20 protein-coding genes are annotated in these 20894 nt (G+C 61.6%); 14 read left to right on the top strand and 6 right to left on the bottom strand.

Annotation, left to right across the window (positions count from 1 at the left end; genetic code table 11):
* The first annotated feature begins 32 nt into the window (after positions 1–32).
* On the top strand, positions 33–1097 hold the full coding sequence (locus tag Q5H31_RS05735) for a glycerophosphodiester phosphodiesterase family protein (protein WP_302457584.1): 1065 nt from the start codon (positions 33–35) through the stop codon (positions 1095–1097).
* A 113-nt stretch (positions 1098–1210) separates the two neighbouring features.
* Here Q5H31_RS05735 and upp read toward each other — a convergent pair whose 3' ends face one another.
* The 4 genes from upp to Q5H31_RS05715 all read right to left on the bottom strand — a co-directional run bounded on the left by upp (position 1211) and on the right by Q5H31_RS05715 (position 6415).
* Positions 1211–1852: a uracil phosphoribosyltransferase gene (upp, locus tag Q5H31_RS05730; RefSeq protein WP_003807463.1), complete on the bottom strand. Its 642-nt coding sequence runs from the start codon at positions 1850–1852 to the stop codon at positions 1211–1213.
* A gap of 354 nt (positions 1853–2206) precedes the next feature.
* Positions 2207–2983, bottom strand: a complete 777-nt coding sequence (locus Q5H31_RS05725; protein ID WP_055680378.1) for a hypothetical protein — start codon at positions 2981–2983, stop codon at positions 2207–2209.
* Between the two features lies 1 nt (position 2984).
* Positions 2985–4073 (bottom strand): NUDIX hydrolase, encoded by a 1089-nt coding sequence (locus tag Q5H31_RS05720; protein WP_046999020.1) that lies wholly within the window; start codon positions 4071–4073, stop codon positions 2985–2987.
* 107 nt (positions 4074–4180) lie between these two features.
* Positions 4181–6415, bottom strand: a complete 2235-nt coding sequence (locus Q5H31_RS05715; protein WP_003807470.1) for an RNA degradosome polyphosphate kinase — start codon at positions 6413–6415, stop codon at positions 4181–4183.
* A gap of 858 nt (positions 6416–7273) precedes the next feature.
* On the opposite strand from Q5H31_RS05715, the gene Q5H31_RS05710 reads away from it, so the two are divergent.
* The 8 genes from Q5H31_RS05710 to Q5H31_RS05675 all read left to right on the top strand — a co-directional run bounded on the left by Q5H31_RS05710 (position 7274) and on the right by Q5H31_RS05675 (position 12960).
* Entirely contained in the window at positions 7274–8098 is an 825-nt protein-coding gene (locus Q5H31_RS05710; RefSeq protein ID WP_223895264.1) for a P-loop NTPase, read from the top strand.
* Entirely contained in the window at positions 8079–9071 is a 993-nt protein-coding gene (locus Q5H31_RS05705) for a CpaF family protein (RefSeq protein ID WP_039774664.1), read from the top strand. Before Q5H31_RS05710 ends, Q5H31_RS05705 begins: the two co-directional genes overlap by 20 nt.
* Positions 9059–9841, top strand: a complete 783-nt coding sequence (locus Q5H31_RS05700; protein ID WP_302457583.1) for a type II secretion system F family protein — start codon at positions 9059–9061, stop codon at positions 9839–9841. Before Q5H31_RS05705 ends, Q5H31_RS05700 begins: the two co-directional genes overlap by 13 nt.
* On the top strand, positions 9838–10353 hold the full coding sequence (locus Q5H31_RS05695) for a type II secretion system F family protein (protein WP_302457582.1): 516 nt from the start codon (positions 9838–9840) through the stop codon (positions 10351–10353). The genes Q5H31_RS05700 and Q5H31_RS05695 overlap by 4 nt, the downstream gene beginning before the upstream one ends.
* Positions 10354–10619: 266 nt before the next feature.
* On the top strand, positions 10620–10907 hold the full coding sequence (locus Q5H31_RS05690) for a DUF4244 domain-containing protein (RefSeq protein WP_003807484.1): 288 nt from the start codon (positions 10620–10622) through the stop codon (positions 10905–10907).
* A 2-nt stretch (positions 10908–10909) separates the two neighbouring features.
* The gene (locus tag Q5H31_RS05685) at positions 10910–11275 is read left to right on the top strand and encodes a TadE family type IV pilus minor pilin (protein WP_003807487.1); all 366 of its coding nucleotides are present in this window, start codon (positions 10910–10912) and stop codon (positions 11273–11275) included.
* Between the two features lie 79 nt (positions 11276–11354).
* On the top strand, positions 11355–11747 hold the full coding sequence (locus tag Q5H31_RS05680; protein WP_227561380.1) for an Rv3654c family TadE-like protein: 393 nt from the start codon (positions 11355–11357) through the stop codon (positions 11745–11747).
* A gap of 97 nt (positions 11748–11844) precedes the next feature.
* Positions 11845–12960 (top strand): diacylglycerol kinase family protein, encoded by a 1116-nt coding sequence (locus Q5H31_RS05675; protein ID WP_107646576.1) that lies wholly within the window; start codon positions 11845–11847, stop codon positions 12958–12960.
* Positions 12961–13063: 103 nt separating this feature from the next.
* On the opposite strand, the gene Q5H31_RS05670 is transcribed toward Q5H31_RS05675, so the two are convergent.
* A complete protein-coding gene (locus tag Q5H31_RS05670) occupies positions 13064–13660 on the bottom strand; it encodes a TetR/AcrR family transcriptional regulator (protein ID WP_151918836.1) in 597 nt (198 codons plus the stop codon).
* 265 nt (positions 13661–13925) lie between these two features.
* Here Q5H31_RS05670 and dnaX point away from each other — a divergent pair, with 265 nt between their 5' ends.
* From dnaX to Q5H31_RS05650, 4 genes are all read left to right on the top strand, one after another.
* Complete coding sequence (gene dnaX, locus Q5H31_RS05665; RefSeq protein ID WP_195394212.1) at positions 13926–16370, top strand: DNA polymerase III subunit gamma/tau; 2445 nt, start codon at positions 13926–13928, stop codon at positions 16368–16370.
* Between the two features lie 116 nt (positions 16371–16486).
* Positions 16487–17089 carry a recombination mediator RecR gene (gene recR, locus Q5H31_RS05660; RefSeq protein ID WP_151908294.1) on the top strand — a complete coding sequence of 201 codons (603 nt, stop codon included), beginning with the start codon at positions 16487–16489 and terminating at the stop codon, positions 17087–17089.
* A 178-nt stretch (positions 17090–17267) separates the two neighbouring features.
* Positions 17268–18029: an aspartate kinase gene (locus Q5H31_RS05655; protein WP_003807502.1), complete on the top strand. Its 762-nt coding sequence runs from the start codon at positions 17268–17270 to the stop codon at positions 18027–18029.
* A 92-nt stretch (positions 18030–18121) separates the two neighbouring features.
* The gene (locus Q5H31_RS05650; protein WP_003807504.1) at positions 18122–18688 is read left to right on the top strand and encodes an ACT domain-containing protein; all 567 of its coding nucleotides are present in this window, start codon (positions 18122–18124) and stop codon (positions 18686–18688) included.
* Between the two features lie 215 nt (positions 18689–18903).
* On the opposite strand, the gene asd is transcribed toward Q5H31_RS05650, so the two are convergent.
* Positions 18904–19998 (bottom strand): aspartate-semialdehyde dehydrogenase, encoded by a 1095-nt coding sequence (gene asd / locus Q5H31_RS05645; RefSeq protein ID WP_011742678.1) that lies wholly within the window; start codon positions 19996–19998, stop codon positions 18904–18906.
* 197 nt (positions 19999–20195) lie between these two features.
* On the opposite strand from asd, the gene Q5H31_RS05640 reads away from it, so the two are divergent.
* Entirely contained in the window at positions 20196–20828 is a 633-nt protein-coding gene (locus tag Q5H31_RS05640; protein ID WP_033499552.1) for a DUF5701 family protein, read from the top strand.
* The last annotated feature ends 66 nt before the right edge of the window (positions 20829–20894 follow it).

The raw sequence follows: 20894 nt of genomic DNA, 5'->3' as shown, positions 1-20894 counted from the left end.
TGCGCGAGCGGCCGCGTAAGGGAGGAAAGCCCATGTCCAAATCATTCGTCAACAAAGTGCTGCTCGGTGGCGCAGTCGCTGCAGGAGCCGCGGTGTGGGCGATCGCCCCGCGTTCCTTCTCCGACAAGCGGCGCAACTATGTGCCGGCCGTTCCGGACGTGTGGTACGCGCACCGCGGTCTGCATGACGCCGGTTCCGGCCTGACCGCGCAATACGCCAACGAAAGCGGCGAATACGTGGCGCTCGCCCGCCGCATGGCCATGAAAGCCGGGTACGGCAGCCCTGATACACCCGGCGTGATTGCCCCTGAAAACTCGCTTGCCGCGTTCGCAGCCGCCTGTGAAGCCGGGTACGGTATCGAACTGGACCTGCAGATGACGCGCGATGGCGAGGTCGTGGTGGTGCATGACGGCGACCTGATGCGTGTTGCCGGAGATCCGCGCCGTATCGCCGATCTCACGTATGACGAGCTGACTCGTATTCCGCTGTTCCCGACCGACGCTCCGGGCGCATGCAAGGCCGCGCCGCTGCCGTTGGCATTGGAGGAACCGCCGCTGGTCACCACGCCGGACAACGCGCCGGAAGGCTACTATCAGCATGTGCCGCTATTCGCCGACGTGCTCAAAGTGGTGGCTGGTCGTGTGCCGCTGATTGTGGAATATAAGTTCGATGACAACTCCAAGTGGGATCCGCGCGACGTGGAGCTTATGGAGAAGGGCGACGCACTGCTGCAGGCATACTCCGGCAAGTACGTAATCGAATCGTTCAACCCGGCCGCCGTGAACTGGTACAAGGAGAACCGTCCGGAAGTGTGCCGTGGCCAGCTTTCCTGGTGGCCGCAAGGGGAGGAGAAGCCGTCTGATCCGGCCGCGCTCGCCAAGGAATATGCGGCCGGTGCGTTGATTTTCGACTGGATTTCCCGCCCTGATTTCGTCGCCTACGACTGGCATGGCGGCAACAGCCCGCAGGTGCGGTTGGCTCGTTTCATGGGTGCCGTTCCCGTGTCGTGGACGGTGCGTAGCCGCGATGAGCTCGCCCAGTGCGATGACTGGTTCGACCACCACATCTTCGAGGCGTTCGTCCCCGACGAGCAGTAGAGGTTTTACATATGATTTCGGCCTGCCGCCGCATGATTTGCGTTGTGGCAGGCCGTTTTTATTCGATTTACTTGATTGACTGATTGGGTTGATTCGGTTGAGCTCTGATGCGGTCAGTCGATCACGCCGTACAGACGGTCGCCGGCGTCGCCCAAGCCCGGCACGATGTAGCACTTGTCGTTGAGCTTCTCATCGACGGCGCACAGCACCAGCTTGAACTTGATGGACGGGTCGAGGTTTTCCTCAACGAACTTCAGACCTTCCGGAGCGCCCAGAATGCACACTGCGGTGATGTCCTTCGCACCGCGCTCGGCCAGATAGTGGGTGGCCGCAACGAGCGTGCCGCCGGTGGCGAGCATCGGGTCGATCAGGAAGCACTGACGGCCGGTGAGATCCTCCGGCAGACGGTTCGCGTACGTGATCTGCTGGGTCGGGTTCTCCTCGTCGCGCTTCATGCCGAGGAAGCCGACTTCAGCGGACGGAATCATCTTGGTCATGCCGTCCAGCATGCCCAGACCCGCGCGCAGCACCGGCACGATAATCGGAGCCGGGGCGGCGATGTGCTTGCCGATCATCGGAGCCACCGGGGTTTCGATGGGCTTGTCCACGACTTCGATGTCGCGGGTGGCTTCGTAGGCCTCGAGCATCACGAGTTCGGAAACGAGCTCGCGGAACGTGGAGGACGGAGTGTTCTTGTCGCGAAGAACGGTGAGCTTGTGGTCCACCAGCGGGTGGTTCAAAACATGAATATCCATGGTTTCTAAGCGTAGTCCATGTATCGGCTGTTCGGCAACGCGCCGGTAGGTCGGTCAGATGAAACCCAGATGAGCGCCGATTGGATGGCAATCGAAAATCGCAAGAAAGCCAGAGAAAAATCAGGAAAACATCAAAAGAGGAGAAAAGCGCCGAACCACGAAAGCGCCTGTCGGCGCAAAGGCCGCTCGCAGCGGCAAAAAATGGAGCCCGGGGCTATGCATGGCCCGGCGCGAATTCCTATTGTACAGTCGCGCTCGACGCTTTGCAGCGCCGTGTCGCGTGGGGTATGAAACGGGAGAAAATTACGGAAAGCGGCGGTGGAAAGCAGTAGTGGAAAACGACAGTGGAACGGCCTATTCCAATCGTCCGCGCCGCCACAGATTCGCCCCGTGGCGGAAATCCTTGGCCGTGGCGAACAGGTTGCCGGCTGTGTGCATCAGTTTCGCAGCCTTCGCGCGCGCCCGCTTCTCAACGGCCGACGGGCGGCTGCCGGCCGCAGCAGACGCAGCGGAACCGTCGGAAACATCAGATGATCCGGCCTCGCTGGAACCGCCCAACGAAGCCAGTTTGCGCGCTTCGATACGCAATCCCAACGCAACCACGTCGGTGAAGGCGGCGGCCCGCTCAAGTGCCACGGCGAAATCGCCTGTAAACGCGCCGGCCAAAATCGAATCGGCGGTACGTGCGATGTCGTCTTCCGTCGGTGCCTGGTCCACGCCGGCAATCGCGGAAGCGGTGGTGGCGACGGGCTCGCCGACGCGCCACAGTCGCGCGATCGATTCGCGGTTCTTCCGCATCCACGTACGCAGCAGATACAGTCGCCACAGAATGCCCGGCAGCGAGTCGGGGTCGGCATGGCTCCACAATTCGGCGATCACGTCCACGCCTTCGCGGTCCACCAGCGTCAGCACACGTTCCACCAGTTCGGCGTCCTGCGTGTGGTGCACGCGGTCAAGCAGCGCCGCGGCCGACGCATGGCACATTTCGTTGATTTCCGCCGGATCGGCGCCGCCGGCGATATTGTCGGCCATCATCTGGTCGAGCTGGCCGGGGCGTGCCGGACGCGGCGAACCGGTGTTCGTGAAACCGGCGGAACGGCTGGGAACGACTGAACCGGAACCGTAGTGCATGTTAGTAGACAATGGGGGAGACCTTCTGAATGTCGATGATGCTGGGGCCTTGCGGTGTGTCGATGATGAACAGCGACATGGCGGTGCCGGTAGGCATGTATGGCGATTTTGCGATGAGCTGCTTGGCAAGCTGCTTACGCGCGCACAGGCCGCGCAAATGGTCGTACATGCCGCCGATGACCGGCCGGTGCATGCAGATGGCCGTGGTTTCGCGGCTGTTGAGCGTCTGCGTGATCTGCTCGCGGAACGCCAGCCATGAGGCCGCCGGATGCTCGGCGAACGCGTCCTCCGTCAACGCGTTGATGTGTTCCATCGGCCGTTCGGTCTGCCAGCTCAGCACCTGCAACGTCTCCTGGCAGCGCAGCCACGGCGAGGTGGCCAGTCGCGTCGGGTTGAAACAGGCGAGCTCGCGGTTGAGGGCAAACGCCATCGCCGCGCCTTTCGGCGTGATCGGACGGTTCGCGTCGGTGCCCTTCCACGACTTGCGCGATTCAGCCTTCGCATGGCGTACGATCAGCAGATTCTGCGCGGTCGCGCCACCCTCCTGCACGCGGTCCACGAACACTGCCAACGTGTCCTTATCGGTCGAATGAGACAGTATTTTGCGCGCCTCACGCACGGAAACCCAGACGATATCGTTGATCTCGCCCACGTCCGCGCGGTGCACCGGGCCGAACGCGTCCAGCAGATGTTCGGCATCGTCGGCGGAAATCGGCTGCGCCATCCAATACAACGTGTGCTTGGTGTCGGCCGTGCAATCGTGCGAATGCCGGGTCTTCTTGCCCTCTTCGGACAACGGGTATTCGACTTCGCACAGATACGGTCCGAGTTTGACCGGCGACCCCGTCTCTTCGCCGATTTCACGCACCGCCGCATGCCGATGCGTCTCGTTCTGCTCGAGCTTGCCTTTCGGCCAGCTCCAATCGTCATACTTCGGACGGTGCACGATACATACTTCAATGCTGTCGAGCTGTTCCTGCGCAGATTTGCTACTGGCGATCGCAGGATCGTTCGCGATATCGCTGCCCGCCTTCCATCGCCATACGATGCCGCCGGCGGCTTCCACGATGCGTCTCATCTTTTCGCTCATATTGTCCTATTCTAGGCTGGGCCGGGCTGGCGGCGGCGCGTGACGTCCGAACATACAGAAAATGGCCGGGCCCGCAAGGTGCGGAACCGGCCATTCGCCTCGATCGATCAGTGCCTTACCGGTCGACGCGTGTGTTTCTTGATGAGGTATTCCTGGCTGTCGACCAGCGGTCGACCTTCCTCATCCTTGCAATGGCGCACATAGGTGCCATCGGCCTGCATATGCCAAGACGCGGTGGAATCGGCCATCTGCAGATCGACGTACTTGATGAGCTCGTCGATCTGCTCCGGAGCCACGATGCGGACCAGCGCTTCGACTCGACGGTCGAGGTTGCGGTGCATCAAATCGGCGGAACCAATCCACACTTCCGGACCGGCCGCAGGGCCTTCGCCGATCTGCGGACCATCGGAGTTGGCGAACGCGTAAATACGGCTGTGCTCAAGGAAACGGCCCAGGATCGAACGCACGCGGATGTTCTCGGAAAGTCCCGGAACGCCCGGCTTGAGCGCGCAGATGCCACGTTCGACGATGTCGATCTTCACGCCGGCCTGGCTTGCACGGTACAGCGCGTCGATGGTCTTCTCGTCGACGATGGAATTGACCTTGATCTTGATCCACGCCTCCTTGCCGGCGCGTGCGGCGTCCTCCTCGCGGCGGATGCGCTGAATCAAGCCGGAACGCACGGTGCGCGGCGCCACCAGCAGACGGTGGAAGCTCGACTTCGGCGCGTAGCCGGACAGCTGGTTGAACAGGCGGGTCATATCCTGACCGACCACCGGATCGCAGGTCAGCAGGCCCAGGTCGGTGTAGATACGTGCGGTCTTCGGATTGTAGTTACCGGTGCCCACGTGGCAGTAACGACGCAGGCCGTCGGCTTCCTGACGCACCACAAGGCTCAGCTTGCAGTGGGTCTTCAGGCCGACGATGCCGTACACCACGTGCACGCCCGCGCGTTCCAGCTTGCGGGCCCACGCGATGTTGGCGTCCTCGTCGAAACGCGCCTTGATCTCGACCAGCGCCAGCACCTGCTTGCCGGCATGCGCGGCGTCGATCAGCGCGTCGATGATCGGCGAATTGCTGGACGTACGGTACAGCGTCTGCTTGATGGCCAGCACCTTCGGATCGGCCGCGGCCTGCGCCAGGAACGCCTGCACGGACGTCGAGAAGGAATCGTACGGGTGGTGCAGCAGGATGTCGCGCTCGCGGATGGCGGCGAAAATGTCCTGCGCACGGGACGATTCGACTTCGGCGATCTGACGATTGGTGGTCGGAATGAACGGACGGTACTTGAGATCCGGACGGTCGATGCCTCCGAGCTCGAACAGCACGGTCGCGTCAAGCGGCGCCGGCAGGCGGTAGACCTCGTCGGCGCTCACGCGCAGCTGGTCGGCGAGCAGCTGGGACAGGAACGGGCTGGTCTCGTCGGAGATCTCCAAACGGATCGGCGGTCCGAAACGACGGCGCAGCAGTTCCTTCTCCATGGCGTTGAGCAGGTTCTCGGCATCATCCTCTTCCACGTCGATGTCCTCGTTACGGGTGACGCGGAAGGAGCGGGCCTCCTTGATGATCATGCCCGGGAACAGGGATTCCAGGTGGGCGATGATCAGGTTCTCCATGGTGATGAAGCCATAGCGCACGTTGGTGCTCTCGTCTTCGGTCAGATCGTCGACCGGCACGAGTCGGTTCAGGTTGCCAGGAACCTTCACGCGGGCGAAGTGCGACTTGCCGGATGCCGGATTCTCCACCAGCACGGCGAGGTTGAGGGAACCGCCGGAAATGTACGGGAACGGGTGGGCCGGATCCACGGCAAGCGGCGTCAGAACCGGGAACACCTGCTGACGGTAGTAGCGCGACAGGCGCTCCTGCTCGGCCGCGGTGAGCTTGTCCCAGCTCAGCAGCACGATCTGTTCCTTCGCCAGGTCGGGGAGGATGTGATCGATGATGTAATGCGCGTGCTCGTCCTGCAGGCGGTGGGCCTGCTCGCTGATGGCGCGCAGCTGCTGCCTCGGGCTCAGTCCGGAAGCGGCCGTCACGGCGATGCCGGTGTCGATGCGGCGCTTCAGGCCGGCCACGCGGACCATGAAGAACTCGTCGAGGTTGTTCGCGAAGATCGCGGCGAAGCTCGCGCGTTCGATGACCGGCAGGTCCTCATCCTGTGCAAGCTCGAGGACGCGCTTGTTGAACTTCAGCCAGCTCAGCTCACGGTCGAAGAAACGGTCGTTCGGCAGCGGTTCCTCGCCTGCCTGAAGCTCGCGCTTATCGTTCTTATCGGTCTCAGCGATATGCTCAGCTATCTGGCTGCGCAGAATCGCCTTTGAGGGTGCGTCAAAAATCTGTGCCATAGTTATCTACTTTATCCTCAAGTGCTTGGAATGTCTTGCAAAACTCAGGAAAATTAAGCAGGAGTTAACATTCGTTCGCCGAGTTGGTGAAATATGCTTCCGACACGCCGTTTTTTCGGGGCAAATGAACGTGAATGAACAGGCAAGCGTTGCGATTCGCACAGCATGGAGCATTTTTGCGATTCTTGCGATCGGAAAGCAACAGTTGCGATAAATACGGAACATCGTCCCGTTTCGGTTTGCACTTGCCGCAATGGCGAGCATAATTACGAAGTACAAGAACAACTGAAGAGCAGAGCCCCACAAGGTGTGTATGACCGAGATAGGTTGTTACGTTGAACGGGCATTGGATAGACTTACCGTTACGACGATGTTGTTGTGCAGCGATTCTGCTCCGAAGATTCTTGCAGGAAGGCCCGCTTCGGCGGGTCTTCCTTTTTTGTTGCGCTGCGCCGTGCTGCGTTGCGTAATGTCTTGCGATGTGCCGAATCGCGTTGCGATGTGGATAAGTGTGGATGACACGCCGAGGGTGTGGATAACCCACATTCTCCGACCACAGGTGCCGTTTCGGCTTGAATCCATGTGCGGTTTCGTTTTTCAATCGGCGGTATGAGCGATGCAATTTCTTCATTACAGGTCCCTCCGGTCCCATTGCCGTCATACGGAGGCCGTGACGTGCGCGTGACGTGTTCGCCGAAAATCCGGTCGCAGCCAGCGGCCAGAGTGCGGCAGCCGACTCGATCCCAGCAAACCGTTCGGCGGGAAACGGTCTCGCCGCAACGGTTCTATACGCCGCAGAACGCCGTGGACGCGCGAACGTCGGCACGATGGGCCGGGCCTGCCGTGGCGGGCGGTTTCATGGGTTCGCCGTTGGAATCGTCGTCCACACGGATGAAACCCGTTGAAGCGCAACCGGAACCTGCTCCACTCAACGTCGTGGTGGTCGGATCCGCCGTCGCCGGAGTCGGTGCCAGCACGTTGGCGGCGCTGCTGGCCCGCGAACTAACGGAACGTGGATGCAAAAGCGTGCTGGTAGACGCAGATCTCAACGGTGGCGGTCTTGACGTGCTGCTCGGTGTGGAAGATGAAGACGGTTCACGCTTCGGAGACATCAGCGCCCCGCTCGGCAAAGTGGACGGCAAAGCGCTGCTGCGAGAACTGCCCGTGTGGGATGGCGTGCCGCTGCTGGCCTGCAATCCCTGGCGAAGCGAAAACCCGCAATCCTGGGAGATCCAGGCATGCATCCGCGCGCTCGCGCAGGTGAAGGACGCGGTGATCGTGGACGCCGGGCAATGGCGTGGACTCGATGACATTCCGGAACTGGCCCAGGCCACACACATCACCGTGGTCGAAATGACGGTGCTCGGACTGGCCCGAGCCAAAGTGGCCATGAAATCGCGTGGAACGGCGGAACGGCAGAAACATGGCCATATCGTCGGCGTTGAACCACGCGGCGTGGCACGTGGACGTGGCGTGACCACGCTGGAAGAGACGGAAAACTATCTTGGCCATTCCCTCGCGGCGGTTGTCAAACCGGACGCCAAGCTGTGCGGCGAACTGCTGGACGGCCTGGGCCTGCGCAGGCCGAACCGCCAAACCGTCAAAGCCTTGGCCGCGCTCACGGATGAACTGCAGGAATCGTTGGAAGGCAAGCGGGTGAAGCATGGAACTCGGACCCCTTAGCGCCATCGCCTCGCAGCCGGGCGTCACGGACATCGCGGTGACCTGCGACGGCACGGTTTGGGCGGATTGCGGCCAAGGCATGCAGGAAGTATGTCTGCTGCGCCGATGCTTTCCGTCAGCGCAGTCGATTCGTGAATTCGCAGTGCGATTATGCTCGCAACTTGGCCGACGGCTTGACGACGCCTGCCCGATCGCCGACGCCTCCACCGTGGACGGTCTGCGCGTGCACGCCGTCATCGCACCACTGGTGCCGCAAGGCGCGGCCATCAGCATACGATTGCCCGACGCGGTCTCGCCCAATCTGGAATCGTTGGCGCGCAACGGCATGTTTCCAGCCGAATGGCTGCCCCTGCTGGCCGGACTGGTGTCCCGCAAGGCAAGCGTGCTGGTGACAGGCGGCACCGGTGCCGGCAAAACCACGATGCTCAAAGCCATGCTGATGCGATGCCCGCCGAACGAGCGCATCGTCACCGTCGAGGAAGTGCGCGAATTGGGCATGATCCAACATGCCAACCACGTGTCTCTGGTCACACGCGAAGCCAACACGGAAGGTGCCGGCGGCATAGGCCTTTCCGAACTGATCTGCGCGACGCTGCGCATGAGACCGGACCGCGTGGTGGTCGGCGAATGCCGTGGCGGTGAAGTCGTGGATCTGCTCAGAGCCTTGAATTCCGGGCATCGAGGCGGCATGACCACATTGCACGCCAATCAAGTGGAGGCGGTTCCGGCGCGATTGGTCTCATTGGGTTTGCTGGCCGGATTGGAGCCACGCGCCACGGCGGCGCTCGCCGAGGATGCGTTCGACGTGGTGCTTCATGTGGAACGTATCGCCGGCAGACGGCGCATTGCGCAGGTCGGCAGATTGGAAGCGGTGGAAGGGCGATTGCATGGGCGTCTGCTGGCCGCCTGGGATGGCCGTACGGTCCGTGCCGGCCAACGTTGGGATGGATTCATGAGCCGATGGAGCGCATGATGCGTGATGCGTGTGGTTGGGAATATTGCGCCGCATGGCTGGCGTCGATGGCCGTCTGGCTGTGGCTGAATCGGAACGCGGAATGGGCGGGATTGCGGCGATTACAGCGTGTGCTGGTTCGCTTCGGGCTTCGTTCGGCTGACGATAGCGGCGGGGCCGATGGAGATGGAACTTGTGATGATGAATCCGACGGGCATGGCAGAACAGTCCGGAACGATGGGGAAAACCGGGATGCATCGCCACGGATGCCGACCATCGGCGCTGCCGCATGCGTGGCCGCGCTGCGGGCGTCCGTACGCAGCGGAGCCACCTTGGTCCAAGCGTTCGAGGAATTACAGGGCGCTCCTTTCGCAGTGCCTGAACTGACCCGTTTCCGTATTGACATGGCCGTACGAAGCCGCTGCTCGCTTCAGGAACAACACAAGCATGTGGATCAGCTTGGTGTGGAACTTCATGCGGCCTGCACGTTGAGTCTGCAGTTGGGCTGCGAGATGAGCCGATGCCTGGAGGCCGTCGCGGCGTCGTTGAAGCGGCGACGGCTGCTCGACGACTTGCGTGTCAACGCTTTTGCCATGCCGCAGGCCACGGTGAAGCTGCTGATGGCATTGCCGTTGCTGACGGTGATGCTAGGGGAATGCATGGGAGCCCATCCCTTGCGATTCCTTGTGGAAGACGTGAAAGGATGGATGTGCCTCGGCTTCGCCGGCTGCTGTTATGCCGTCGGCTGGTATTGGATTCGCAGGCTGATGCGGCAGGAGCATGTGCGATGAGCTTGGCATGGCCGATGCTGGCAGCGGTGGGCGCCGCTGGCGCGACATGGCTGTATGAATGGTCGCCAGCCAGAAATCCGCCCGATTCCGACGTGCGGTCATGCAATCTGCCATTGCCCTTGATATTGGAAATGTTGAGCGTGGCGATACGTCAAGGAGCGTCCATTCCACGCGCGCTGATTACGGTCGGAAACATTGTGGAAGGCGAGTTCGGCGGTGGATTGCGCTCGGCTGGAGAACGGCTGAATAGTGGCATGCCATGGAATGAGGCATGGCCTGACGATGATGATTGCGCCGTGGTCCGTGACGCGTTCTCCTCATCATGGTCGAGCGGCTCCTCGCCGGTGAATCGGTTGGCGACCGCAATCGAGCAGCTGGATTGGGATGAACGGTCGCGGATTGAACAGTCGGCGGCGAAACTGTCGATTCGGTTGTTGCTACCGACCGGCCTGTGCATGCTGCCGGCCTTTGTCGCCATTGGCGTGATTCCGGCGGTGGTGTCGTTTCTGTAGCGGCCGATTCGCCATGGGGTAGTGCGGGTTGGTGCGAATTGGCTCAAATTTGCTCGAATCGGACCGCGGTCGGAATGACGGATGATGCGCGGTCCGTTCCGTCATGCCCTAATCGCTTGTGGATAAGTGTGGATGACACGCCGAGGGTGTGGATAACCCACGTTCTTCGACCACAACCCACGAAAACCATGCCATCGCCGATGCCAATACCTGACACTGAGCGTACCCGGTCAATCGGCCGGGATTAGCCGAATGAAAGGAGCGTCATGAACGACGCAATGTCAATCAATGTCGATGGTTCGCCGGGTCTGATGGGTCGCGTCGGCCAGAAGTTATGTGCGGCCAAGGAACGTGCCAATAAGGCGGTCTGCCTATTGGACGCGCGCATGCGCCTGCTGACCGCCGAGCCGGAGAAGGGCGCGGTCACCGCCGAATACGCGGTGGTGCTGGTGGCGGCCACGGCATTCGCCGCGGTTCTGATCGCCATCGTGAAATCGGATGTCGTGAAAACGCTGCTGACCGGCCTCATCAAGAAAGCGTTGAGCGTGGGGTAACCATGCTTGCGCGATGGTGGAGACGCCATGCCCGTGACGCCGATTGCGGAACCGTCACCGCCGAATTCGCGGTAGTGCTTCCCTGCGTGGCCGCGGTGGCGATTCTGGTGCTGTGCTTGGGGCGTGCCTCCATAGTGTCCATGAACTGTCAGGACGCTGCGGCCGCCGGTGCGAGGGCCATGGCGATTGACGCCGGCGGCGAAGCGAAAGCCCGCGCCGCGGCGCAAACCATTGCCGGTGGCGGTTCCACGGTGTCGTTCGCCGCCAATGCGAACAGCGTCACCGTTGTGGTGCGTTGCCCGGTTGCGGCGGATCCGACCGGCGTGCTGCCCGCCAGCGTCGTGGGCAAGGCAACTCGGTATTTCTGATTGCGATGTTCATGACAGCGTGCTGTCCGTAACGGTTTTTGAAAGGCTTCCAATGCGCGGCAAGAAAGGAACGACTTCCGTGAAACATGACGTGAAACAGTATGTGCGACGAGTGTTGCATGTGTTGAAAGGCGCGGACGAAGGTTCCGGAACCATATCGGGAGTCGCGCTGATCGCAATCGTCGCGGCCATGCTCGGTGCGGTCGCCATGGCAGGCAATCTGCTGCTGTGCGTGCATCGCGCGCAGAATACGGCCGACCTGGCGTCGGTGGCCGCCGCGCAGTCGCTGCGTGACGGTGCCGCCGACCCGTGCGCGGCCGCATCGCGTACAACGTCGGGCAATGGAACCCGGCTCGAATCCTGTGCCATTGAAGGCGAGGATGCGGTGGTCGCCGTGCAGGCGGCCACGCAGGTGCCGTTCGCACCGTGGGTCGTCCGGCAGTCACGTGCGGGGCCTATTGCCTGTGATTAGGAGATTGCCGGACAGTCGTTGCATGACGGCACGGAATGTTCAGCTGAAGGTAATGGGCAATCTGGCGCTTGACGTGAAACATGGTTATCGTACAAGTATGAGCAAGACGTCACATGCGAATACGACCGTTGCCGTGGTCTGCAATCCGACATCGAACAAAGGCAAGGGCGCCCAAGTGGGCGGTCATGTCATTGATCTGCTGCGCGGAGCCGGACGCAAGCATGGCTTCGACGTAATCGATGTGACCGGCACAAGCTTCGACGATTCCCTGGCCAACGCCCGCCGCCGCGGCGACGAATACGATTATCTGGTCGCGGTCGGAGGCGACGGCATGGTCGCGTTAGGCGCCAACGCAGTCGGCTGCTCCGGCAAACCACTCGGCATCGTGGCCATCGGCTCCGGCAATGATTTCGCACGCGGACTGGATTTGCCGGTCAATCGCGTCGAAACCGCCGTTGAAGGCATTGTCGGTGCGATTGTGCGCGGCACGCATATCGACGTGGACATGGGCTTGGTGACTTCGTTGCCTGACGGTCATGCCATCGATTCGACCGACGGAACCGATGTTTCACAGTCGCGCTCGCCGATCGACCGCTATTATGCGGGCATGCTGTCGTGCGGTTTGGACGCAAGCATCAACGACCGCGCCAATCATTCACATCTGCCGAATGGCTCGCTGCGGTATTTCGCCGCGGTCATCGTGGAGCTGACACGCATGAAAAGCTACGGATACCACATCAAGGCCACGCTGGCCGACGGTTCGGTGGAGGAGCGGGATATCATCTCGCCACTGCTCACCGTGGCCAATTCCCGCCATATCGGCGGCGGCATCGAGGTGTCCCCGTATTCACGGTTCGCGGACGGACTGCTTGATCTGGTGTGGCTTGACCATGTGCCGAATTTCCGGGAGTGCGTGGACGCGGTGGCACGCGCCTACCACGGCCGACTGCTGGGCAGCCATGCTTTCGGATGGAAGCGGGTGCGCGACATTGAAATCACCCGCGCCACCGAAGGGGATGAGCCTCCGGTGTTGATGGCCGATGGTGAATACGTGGGCCATTTGCCGGTGAAGGTCTTAGCCAAGGACCGTGCGCTGCGTGTGCTGGTGCCGCCGGCCGTGGCGGAAGCGCAGGCGGCCGACAGCGAGGAACGGGTGTTGGAAACCATCAAACGTGACGGTCGTGACCCTCTTACCGGTAGATTCCTCGCCTGACGTCGTTTTCCGTCAGCCAGCCGGTGCCGCTCGATGCCCCTCCGGACACTGAACGGCCGTTATATGTTGCTTGCCGGCGGAAATGACGCGCGTGGGAGCACCGTCACAGATATTCGTCCAAATGCAGCGTCTGTGCCGCCACCTGCCTGACAATGTCATCGTCAATGTCAGGATGCAGTCTGATCAGCGAGATCAAGCCGACGATCAGCGTGTAGAAGGTCTCATGCTCGTTGCGGATCGGCATGCCGTGCTTTTCCTCGAATTCACGTACCGTGGAACCGCACAGGTATTCGGAAATGCGGTCCGCGGTCCGGTCGATGAACCTCAGATACAGTGCAGCGTTGCCATCCTCGATGAGACGTTGGCTGAACGGGCCCTCATCGGCGATGAGCGAACGGGTCAGCCGCACCACATCGTCAAGCGCCTTCGAGATGTTGCCGGCCTCGCGATGCTCGTTCCACTCTTCCAGGCGGGCGATGACTTCGCTGATGACATCGTCGAGCACGGCATCCGCAACCTGGTCTTTGTCTTGGAAATAGTGGTAGAAAAGCGATCTGGTCATGCCGACCCGTTCGGCGATATCGCTGATCGTGATCTTCGAAAACCCTTTTTCCAAGCAGATCTCACGTGCCGCCTGCACGATCTGCAAGCGACGCGCGTCTCCAATGGTGCTGGTGGACGCTTCCGGTTTCCCGGTCATGGCTCTCTCCTCCCAATCGCGTGGCAACGCCTTGTGCGGCATGGTGGTGACGCACGGGTTTTAGGCGCGCAACAGTCAGCGTTCGTGACCGACGGTACGCCGATCACACGGTTCATGTCTGATTTCCAGAGTACCGGCTGCGCCGGTTGTAGATCAGACAGACACGCGATGGACTTGCGGAGATGGTCGGCTTCGGCGCTTCCCGATTGGCGAACGTGTCGTAATTCATCGATACTCTAGAACACTACGGCGGAAGGAATTTGCGATGGCACTGGCACTGTATAGAAGGTATCGTCCCGACACGTTCGATGGCGTGATCGGACAGGATCAGGTCACGGTTCCGCTGATGCGTGCGCTTGACGAGAACAAACTCACGCACGCCTATCTGTTCTCCGGACCGCGCGGCTGCGGTAAAACGAGTTCCGCGCGTATTCTGGCCCGTTGCGTCAACTGCGCCAAAGGTCCGACCTCGCATCCGTGCGGCGAATGCGCCAGCTGCCGTGACCTTGCCACCGGCGGCCCCGGCTCCATCGACGTGGTGGAAATCGACGCCGCCTCCCATAACGGTGTGGATGACGCCCGTGAACTGCGCGAACGTGCCGGATTCGCTCCGGCCCGTGATCGCTATAAAATCTTCATCCTCGACGAGGCGCATATGGTCACGCCGCAGGGCTTCAACGCGCTCCTGAAAATCGTGGAGGAGCCGCCGGAGCATGTCATGTTCATCTTCGCCACCACCGAACCGGACAAGGTGATCGGCACCATTCGCTCCCGCACCCACCACTATCCGTTCCGTCTGGTGCCACAGGAGGTCATGGGCCCGTATCTTGAGCAGATCTGCGCCGACGAGCATATCGAGGCCGAAGCGGGTGTGCTGCGCTTGGCCATGCGTGCCGGCGGCGGATCCGTACGTGACACGCTGTCCGTGCTCGACCAGCTGATGGTCGGTGCCGTCGACGGCAAGATTCCTTACGATTCCGCGGTCGCGCTGCTTGGTTTCACGCCGGACGCGCTTATCGGCGAGGCAATCGACGCCGTCGCCGGCAAGAACGGCGAGGCGCTGTATGGCGTCATTCAAAAGGTCGTGGTCGGCGGATTCGACCCCCGACGTTTCGTTGAGGACCTACTGGCACGCGTGCGCGACCTGCTGGTGCTCACCTTGGGCGGTGAGCGTGCGGAAAGCGTGCTGTCTGACGACACCGCGACCGAGAACATGGACGATCTGCATCGCCAGGCGGCTTCGTTGGGATTGGCCGCGCTTACGCAGATGGCGGATACGATCAACGCCACGCTGGCCAACATGACCGGTGCGATTTCGCCGCGCATGCGCCTGGAACTGCTCGCCGCCCGCCTTCTTGCCGGTCGTGAGACGGGCGTGGTCGCGCAAGCCGCCGCACCATCGTCCGGCATGCCGGAAGCTGGACATGCGGGCGGTGCCGCAGCGTCTGAATCGCAACGTCCGTCCGGTTCCCGTAGGTACGCCGCGCAATCGGCACGTGGAAGGCATGCCGTGGAACCGTCCGCGGCTCCCACGAATCCGGCCGATGCCGTCGTTTCCGGAGCGGCCTCCGTATTGGCGGAAGTCCAGCAGGCGATGGGTGGACCTCTGTCGGAAGGCAGCGAGCCGGCCGCTTCAGCCGAGTCCAAGCCGGTTGAAACGCAGTCTGCGCCATCCAAACTATCCAATGCCGAACCATCCGCTCCCACCCAGTCCGTGGCTCAGTCCGCGCCCCAGCCTGCGGCAACGGACGATCGCACTCCCGACCAGAAGTGGGACGCGATCGTTGCCGGCCTGCCTGAGGATGTCCGTCGCTACGTGGACCGCGAGAAAGTGCCCCGCGTGCTGCTGGACGGGGCCAAAGGCCGACTGTGGATTAAATTCGACAAGTCGTTGAGCAAATACGCGTTCGCCAAGGCCGTGGCCAAGGAAGCGGTCGACGGCACCACCAATGTGGTGCAGATCGTGCGCGGCGAAGTGCATAAGGTGTTCGGCCCCGATGTCACTCTCGCGCCGGCCAAGAAGCTTGCCGACGGTTCCACCGCGGTGCCGTGGAGCAAGCTCAGCCCGGAAGAGCAGAGCAAGATCAACGCGCAGCTGGTGCAGGAACAGCTGAAGGCCGCCACATTGCTGACCGCGAACCTCGGCAAGGAGGTTGCCAAGGAGCCGGAAGACGACGATCCGTGGAACACCCCAATTCCGCAGACGCCCATCGCCGAAGGCAACGCCAACGACGTGCAGCCGCCGGAACACCACGTAAAACATGTGGACGTGCCGGATGTGAGCGATGACGTCGACCCATGGGCCACACCACTGCCCGCGCCGCAGATGGACGGCCAGGAGCAAGGCCAACCGAATGGGCCGGAGCAGCCGCGGCAAAACCAGCCGGAACAGCACAGCGAACGGCATAGCGCACGGCAAAGCGCCCGCGAAATGCAATCGCAACAGGCCCAGCAGCCGGCGTCATCGCCGGCAGGATTCGCGGATGACCCATGGGGAGCCCCCATGCCGGTGCAGGCGGGACCGCCGGAGCCTGAAGTCGCCCCGGAAGACGACGAATACTCCATGAGCGACGAATCGATCGGCGCATCGAACGCTTTGGACATGAACGACCTGAACAGGGTGTTCGAAGTGAAGAAAGTCGAGGAATTCAGCTCGGACGATCCGCACAATCCGCGCAACATGCAGGTGAAGAAAACACTTGACGACTGACACCGGCCACCGCACGCCGCACGTCGCTTATCGTATGGCGATCACCGGGCGCCGGCCATCAGACGCCAGTCGCCCGGAACGTGGCTGCGGCAACCAGTCAACGAAAGGTATGAACCATGGCTTTGGCCTATGACGGCGCCATCCAACGACTCATCGACGCGTTCGCCAACCTGCCCGGCATCGGGCCGAAAGGCGCGCAACGCATCGCCTTCTACCTGCTCAGCGCGCCCGATGAGGAATCGCAGGCACTGATCGACGCCATCACGGAAGTCAAGGAAAAAGTACGGTTCTGCGATATCTGCGGCAACGTGTGCGAAACCAGCCCATGCCCGGTATGTGTTGATCCACGCCGCGACCACAGCGTGATCTGCGTGGTCGAAGAGCCGAAGGACGTGATGAGCATCGAACGCACGCGCGAATACCGGGGCATGTACCATGTGCTGGGCGGCGTCATCAACCCGATGGCGAACGTGCAGCCGAGCGACCTCAACATCGCGAAGCTCCTTGAACGGCTTAAGGACAGCGAAGTCAAGGAAGTGATCCTCGCGCTCAACCCGAACGTGGAGGGCGAGGCCACCACCAGCTTCCTTTCGCAGCTGTTGAGCCAGACCGACATCAAGGTGACAAGGCTCGCCAGCGGCCTACCCGTGGGCGGCGACCTCGAATACGCCGACGAAATCACCCTCGGCCGCGCGCTCGCCGGCCGTCGTGCCGTATGAGCTCCGCTGGCATGGCCTCCGCGAGCCGTCGGTCCCGCGCCCAGCTCATACTCAACCGCTGTCCAGCAACGTGTTCCGCATGTTGGGCGCGGTTGGACTTGACAAAATGGATGTTTCCTATAATAGGCTTCACTTGCCGAATCAGGCAGGTGATACGTTGAAGAAGATTGGATAAGTTGTGGCTCTCATCGTGCAGAAGTTTGGCGGCTCTTCCGTAGCCGATCCAGAATCGATCAAGCGCGTGGCCCGACGCATCATCGAAACGAAGAACGCCGGCAATGACGTGGCCGTCGTGGTCTCCGCCATGGGAGACACCACCGACGACCTGATCGATCAGGCGCTCAGCATCGATTCCAACCCGCCGGCGCGCGAGATGGACATGCTGATGACCGCAGGCGAGCGTATTTCGATGAGTTTGCTCGCTATGGCGATTCATGCGGCCGGTTCTCATGCATACTCGTTCACCGGTTCCCAGGCTGGTTTCATGACCGACGCGCAGTTCGGCACCGCGCATATCAAGGCCGTGAAGCCCGATCGCGTGCGTCGTGCATTGGATAAGGGTTCCGTGGCGATCGTGGCCGGTTTCCAAGGCGTGAACGAAGGCGGCGACGCAACCACGCTCGGCCGTGGCGGTTCCGATACTTCCGCCGTCGCGCTCGCAGTGGCGCTGGACGCCGACATCTGCGAAATCTACACCGACGTCGATGGTGTGTTCACCGCCGATCCGCGTATCGTGCCGACCGCCCGTCGCATTCCCGTCATCGACTACGAATCGATGCTGGAAATGTCGTCCTGCGGTTCCAAGGTGCTGGCATTGCGTTGCGTGGAATACGCGCAACGATTCGGCATGCCGTTGCACGTGCGCAGCTCCTTCTCCCACCGTCGCGGCACGCTGATCGTGCCGGAAGGCGTCGATCCGCGCACCCTGCCGAACATCTGAACGGCAGCCGGGCGGCGTAATCGCAGGCAATCGCAAATACTTGCAAGACAACGCGAAAACGAAAATAAGACTTTACAAACAAAGGTAAGAACATGAGCGAAAACAACAACCAGTCCATGGGCGACCTGTTCCCCGACCTGGGGCCGGAAGTGCCGATCATCTCCGGCGTCGCGCACGACAGCACCGAGTCGCTGGCCACCGTGCGCCGCGTGCCGAACGAGCCGGGCATGGCGGCGAAGGTGTTCACCATGCTGGCCGAGGCCGGCGTGAACGTGGACATGATCGTGCAGGCCTCCGCCTCCACCGGCACCGCCGACATCTCCTTCACCGTGCCGGGCACCGCTGCGGCCAAGGTCCAGGAAGTGCTGCAGGAGAAGCAGGGCGAGCTGGGCTTCCAGTCCTTCGACGTCGACCCGAACGTCGGCAAGGTGGCCGTGGTCGGCGTGGGCATGAAGACCCATTCCGGTCTGGCCGCGAAGTTCTTCAACGCGCTGAGCGACAAGGGCGTGAACGTGCTGATGATCTCCACGTCCGAAATCCGCATCGCCGCGCTTGTACCGCTCGAGCAGCTCAACGACGCCGTCAAGGCGCTGCACACCGCCTACGGTCTGGACGCCGACCAGGTGGAAGCCGTGGTGTACGGCGGCACCGGCCGCTGATAGTGCTGGCTTCAGTTTCCCAGTATTTTTAAGGGGCATGGTTTTGCGACCGTGCCCTTTTCGTTTGCTTTTTACGATTCACGCCGTACGTTGCATACCGTGCCAAGCAGTCCCCAAACAAGCAAAAGGCCGGCTCCGAAGAGTCGGCCTTTTGCTTGGCTATGGCTCGTTTATGCGGCTTACGGTTTAGCTACCCAAGCCGCATAAACGTCGCATCACTTCTTGGTGATGTAACCCAACGCCTTAAGCATTTCTGCGCTTTCCAGCGCGCCACCGGCGGCGCCACGCAGGGTATTGTGCGCCAATCCCACGAACTTCCAATCGAAAATGGAATCCTCACGCAGACGGCCGATGGAAACACCCATACCCCCCTCGTAATCCACATCCTTGAGCACCTGCGGACGGTCATCCTCGGTCAGGTACTGGATGAAATGCTTCGGAGCGTGCGGCAGGCCAAGCTCGGCGGCCTTGCTGGTGTAGTTGACCAGACGGTCGATCAGCTCGTCCTTGGTCGGGTTCTTACCGAAGTTGATGAACACGGTGGCGGTGTGGCCGTTGAGCACGGGCACGCGGATGCACTGCGAGGTGATGCGCAGCGGACCGTCGAACGGCACAATCTCGCCCTTGGCCTCGTCCACATGGCCGAAGACCTTCAGCGGCTCCTTCTCGGACTTCGCTTCCTCGCCGGAGATGAACGGAATGATGTTGCCCACCATTTCCGGCCAATCCTTGAACGTCTTGCCCGCGCCGGAAATGGCCTGGTACGTGCTCACGATGACCTCGTGCGGCTCGAATTCCTTCCACGCGGCCAAAGCCGGAGTATAGGCCTGGATGGAGCAGTTCGGCTTGACGGCAATGAAACCGTGCGTGGTGCCCAGGCGCTTCTTCTGATGTTCGATGACCTCATAGTGCTCCGGATTGATCTCCGGCACCACCATCGGCACGTCCGGAGTCCAGCGGTGGGCGCTGTTGTTGGACACGACCGGGGTCTCGGTCTTCGCGTATTCCTCTTCGATGGCGCGGATCTCGTCCTTCGGCATGTTCACCGCGGAGAACACGAAGTCGACGTCCTTGACCACGTCCTCGACGTCGGCCACGTTCTTGACGACCATGTGCTTGACGAACTCCGGCATCGGGGTTTCCATCTTCCAGCGGCTGCCGATGGCCTCCTCGTAGGTCTTGCCGGCGCTGTGCGCGGACGCGGCAAGGGTGACCAGTTCGAACCACGGATGGTTTTCGAGCAGCGTCACGAAGCGCTGTCCGACCATGCCCGTAGCTCCGAGAATGCCAACCTTAATCTTTTCGGACATAACAACCTTTCGCTTATGCTGGAACGGTTTTCCAAGTTTTGCAAGTTTGATTTTGCTTACGCTTGAGGTCGACCAGCCGGCCCCAAACGACGTCGTGGGCGGCCACACGCGTTGTTCAATCTTACGAAAACCCGCCGTCATGTCCGCCGAGCTATCCGTATGCTGGTCGGTAAACGCGCTCGCGTACACTGGTAGACATGTCGAAGGCATCAGAAGAAGCGCAGAAGCAGCTGGATCGTATCGTGGCGTTGGGGTATCCGGATGTGGCCGATATGTCGGCAGCCGCGTTCCGCTCGCTTGCGCGCCCGCTTATCCGTGCGTTGGAGGATTGCGGCGATGAAGCTGGATTGGGCACGCAGATCCTTCTGGTACCTACGCGCGAGCTGGTGTCTCCTGAATCGCTGATCGCCCGAACCTCCATCAACCGCATGGCGGGGTTCACCACCATGCCGCCGCGCGACATCGCCAGCTTCCTGCCGCAGGACGGTTTCGAACCGCCGGAAGGCCCGTTCTATCTGGTGATCGAACCGCACACCGGCACCTGCTATATCAACCGCGAGCCGGACGTGGCACGCAAGCTGATCGATTCCGACGAGCGATTGCCGTTGACTTTGGAAGAGGGGCTTGCGATCGCCACACAGCATCCGGAATGGCTGCTGGAAAAGAACGGTTTCAACCTGCTGGGCTCGCGTTCCGCTGACGGCCGCGTACCGAGTATCTGGATGAGCCAGAATGCTCCGCGATTGGGCGCGGTGTGGCCGAATTCCCGTCATACGTGGCTGGGTAACGCCTACTGCATGGCCCGTCGAGGCGTGAGCCTGTTCCGGTAGTCTTTCGGCTTACCGCGCCGGCTCCCTATAATCGATTTCAGAGAAGAAACTGAAGCAGGGGAGAAG

It is taken from the genome of uncultured Bifidobacterium sp. (genome assembly GCF_959020155.1).
Lineage (GTDB): Bacteria > Actinomycetota > Actinomycetes > Actinomycetales > Bifidobacteriaceae > Bifidobacterium.
This window is presented reverse-complemented; position numbering and strand designations above follow the sequence as displayed.

Bases quoted from the DNA above. Each gene is read 5' to 3' on its own strand.
- Q5H31_RS05735 (WP_302457584.1), top strand. From the start codon at position 33: ATGTCCAAATCATTCGTCAACAAAGTGCTGCTCGGTGGCGCAGTCGCT.
- upp (WP_003807463.1), bottom strand. From the start codon at position 1,852: ATGGATATTCATGTTTTGAACCACCCGCTGGTGGACCACAAGCTCACC.
- Q5H31_RS05725 (WP_055680378.1), bottom strand. From the start codon at position 2,983: ATGCACTACGGTTCCGGTTCAGTCGTTCCCAGCCGTTCCGCCGGTTTC.
- Q5H31_RS05720 (WP_046999020.1), bottom strand. From the start codon at position 4,073: ATGAGCGAAAAGATGAGACGCATCGTGGAAGCCGCCGGCGGCATCGTA.
- Q5H31_RS05715 (WP_003807470.1), bottom strand. From the start codon at position 6,415: ATGGCACAGATTTTTGACGCACCCTCAAAGGCGATTCTGCGCAGCCAG.
- Q5H31_RS05710 (WP_223895264.1), top strand. From the start codon at position 7,274: ATGGGTTCGCCGTTGGAATCGTCGTCCACACGGATGAAACCCGTTGAA.
- Q5H31_RS05705 (WP_039774664.1), top strand. From the start codon at position 8,079: ATGGAACTCGGACCCCTTAGCGCCATCGCCTCGCAGCCGGGCGTCACG.
- Q5H31_RS05700 (WP_302457583.1), top strand. From the start codon at position 9,059: ATGGAGCGCATGATGCGTGATGCGTGTGGTTGGGAATATTGCGCCGCA.
- Q5H31_RS05695 (WP_302457582.1), top strand. From the start codon at position 9,838: ATGAGCTTGGCATGGCCGATGCTGGCAGCGGTGGGCGCCGCTGGCGCG.
- Q5H31_RS05690 (WP_003807484.1), top strand. From the start codon at position 10,620: ATGAACGACGCAATGTCAATCAATGTCGATGGTTCGCCGGGTCTGATG.
- Q5H31_RS05685 (WP_003807487.1), top strand. From the start codon at position 10,910: ATGCTTGCGCGATGGTGGAGACGCCATGCCCGTGACGCCGATTGCGGA.
- Q5H31_RS05675 (WP_107646576.1), top strand. From the start codon at position 11,845: ATGAGCAAGACGTCACATGCGAATACGACCGTTGCCGTGGTCTGCAAT.
- Q5H31_RS05670 (WP_151918836.1), bottom strand. From the start codon at position 13,660: ATGACCGGGAAACCGGAAGCGTCCACCAGCACCATTGGAGACGCGCGT.
- dnaX (WP_195394212.1), top strand. From the start codon at position 13,926: ATGGCACTGGCACTGTATAGAAGGTATCGTCCCGACACGTTCGATGGC.
- recR (WP_151908294.1), top strand. From the start codon at position 16,487: ATGGCTTTGGCCTATGACGGCGCCATCCAACGACTCATCGACGCGTTC.
- Q5H31_RS05650 (WP_003807504.1), top strand. From the start codon at position 18,122: ATGAGCGAAAACAACAACCAGTCCATGGGCGACCTGTTCCCCGACCTG.
- asd (WP_011742678.1), bottom strand. From the start codon at position 19,998: ATGTCCGAAAAGATTAAGGTTGGCATTCTCGGAGCTACGGGCATGGTC.
- Q5H31_RS05640 (WP_033499552.1), top strand. From the start codon at position 20,196: ATGTCGAAGGCATCAGAAGAAGCGCAGAAGCAGCTGGATCGTATCGTG.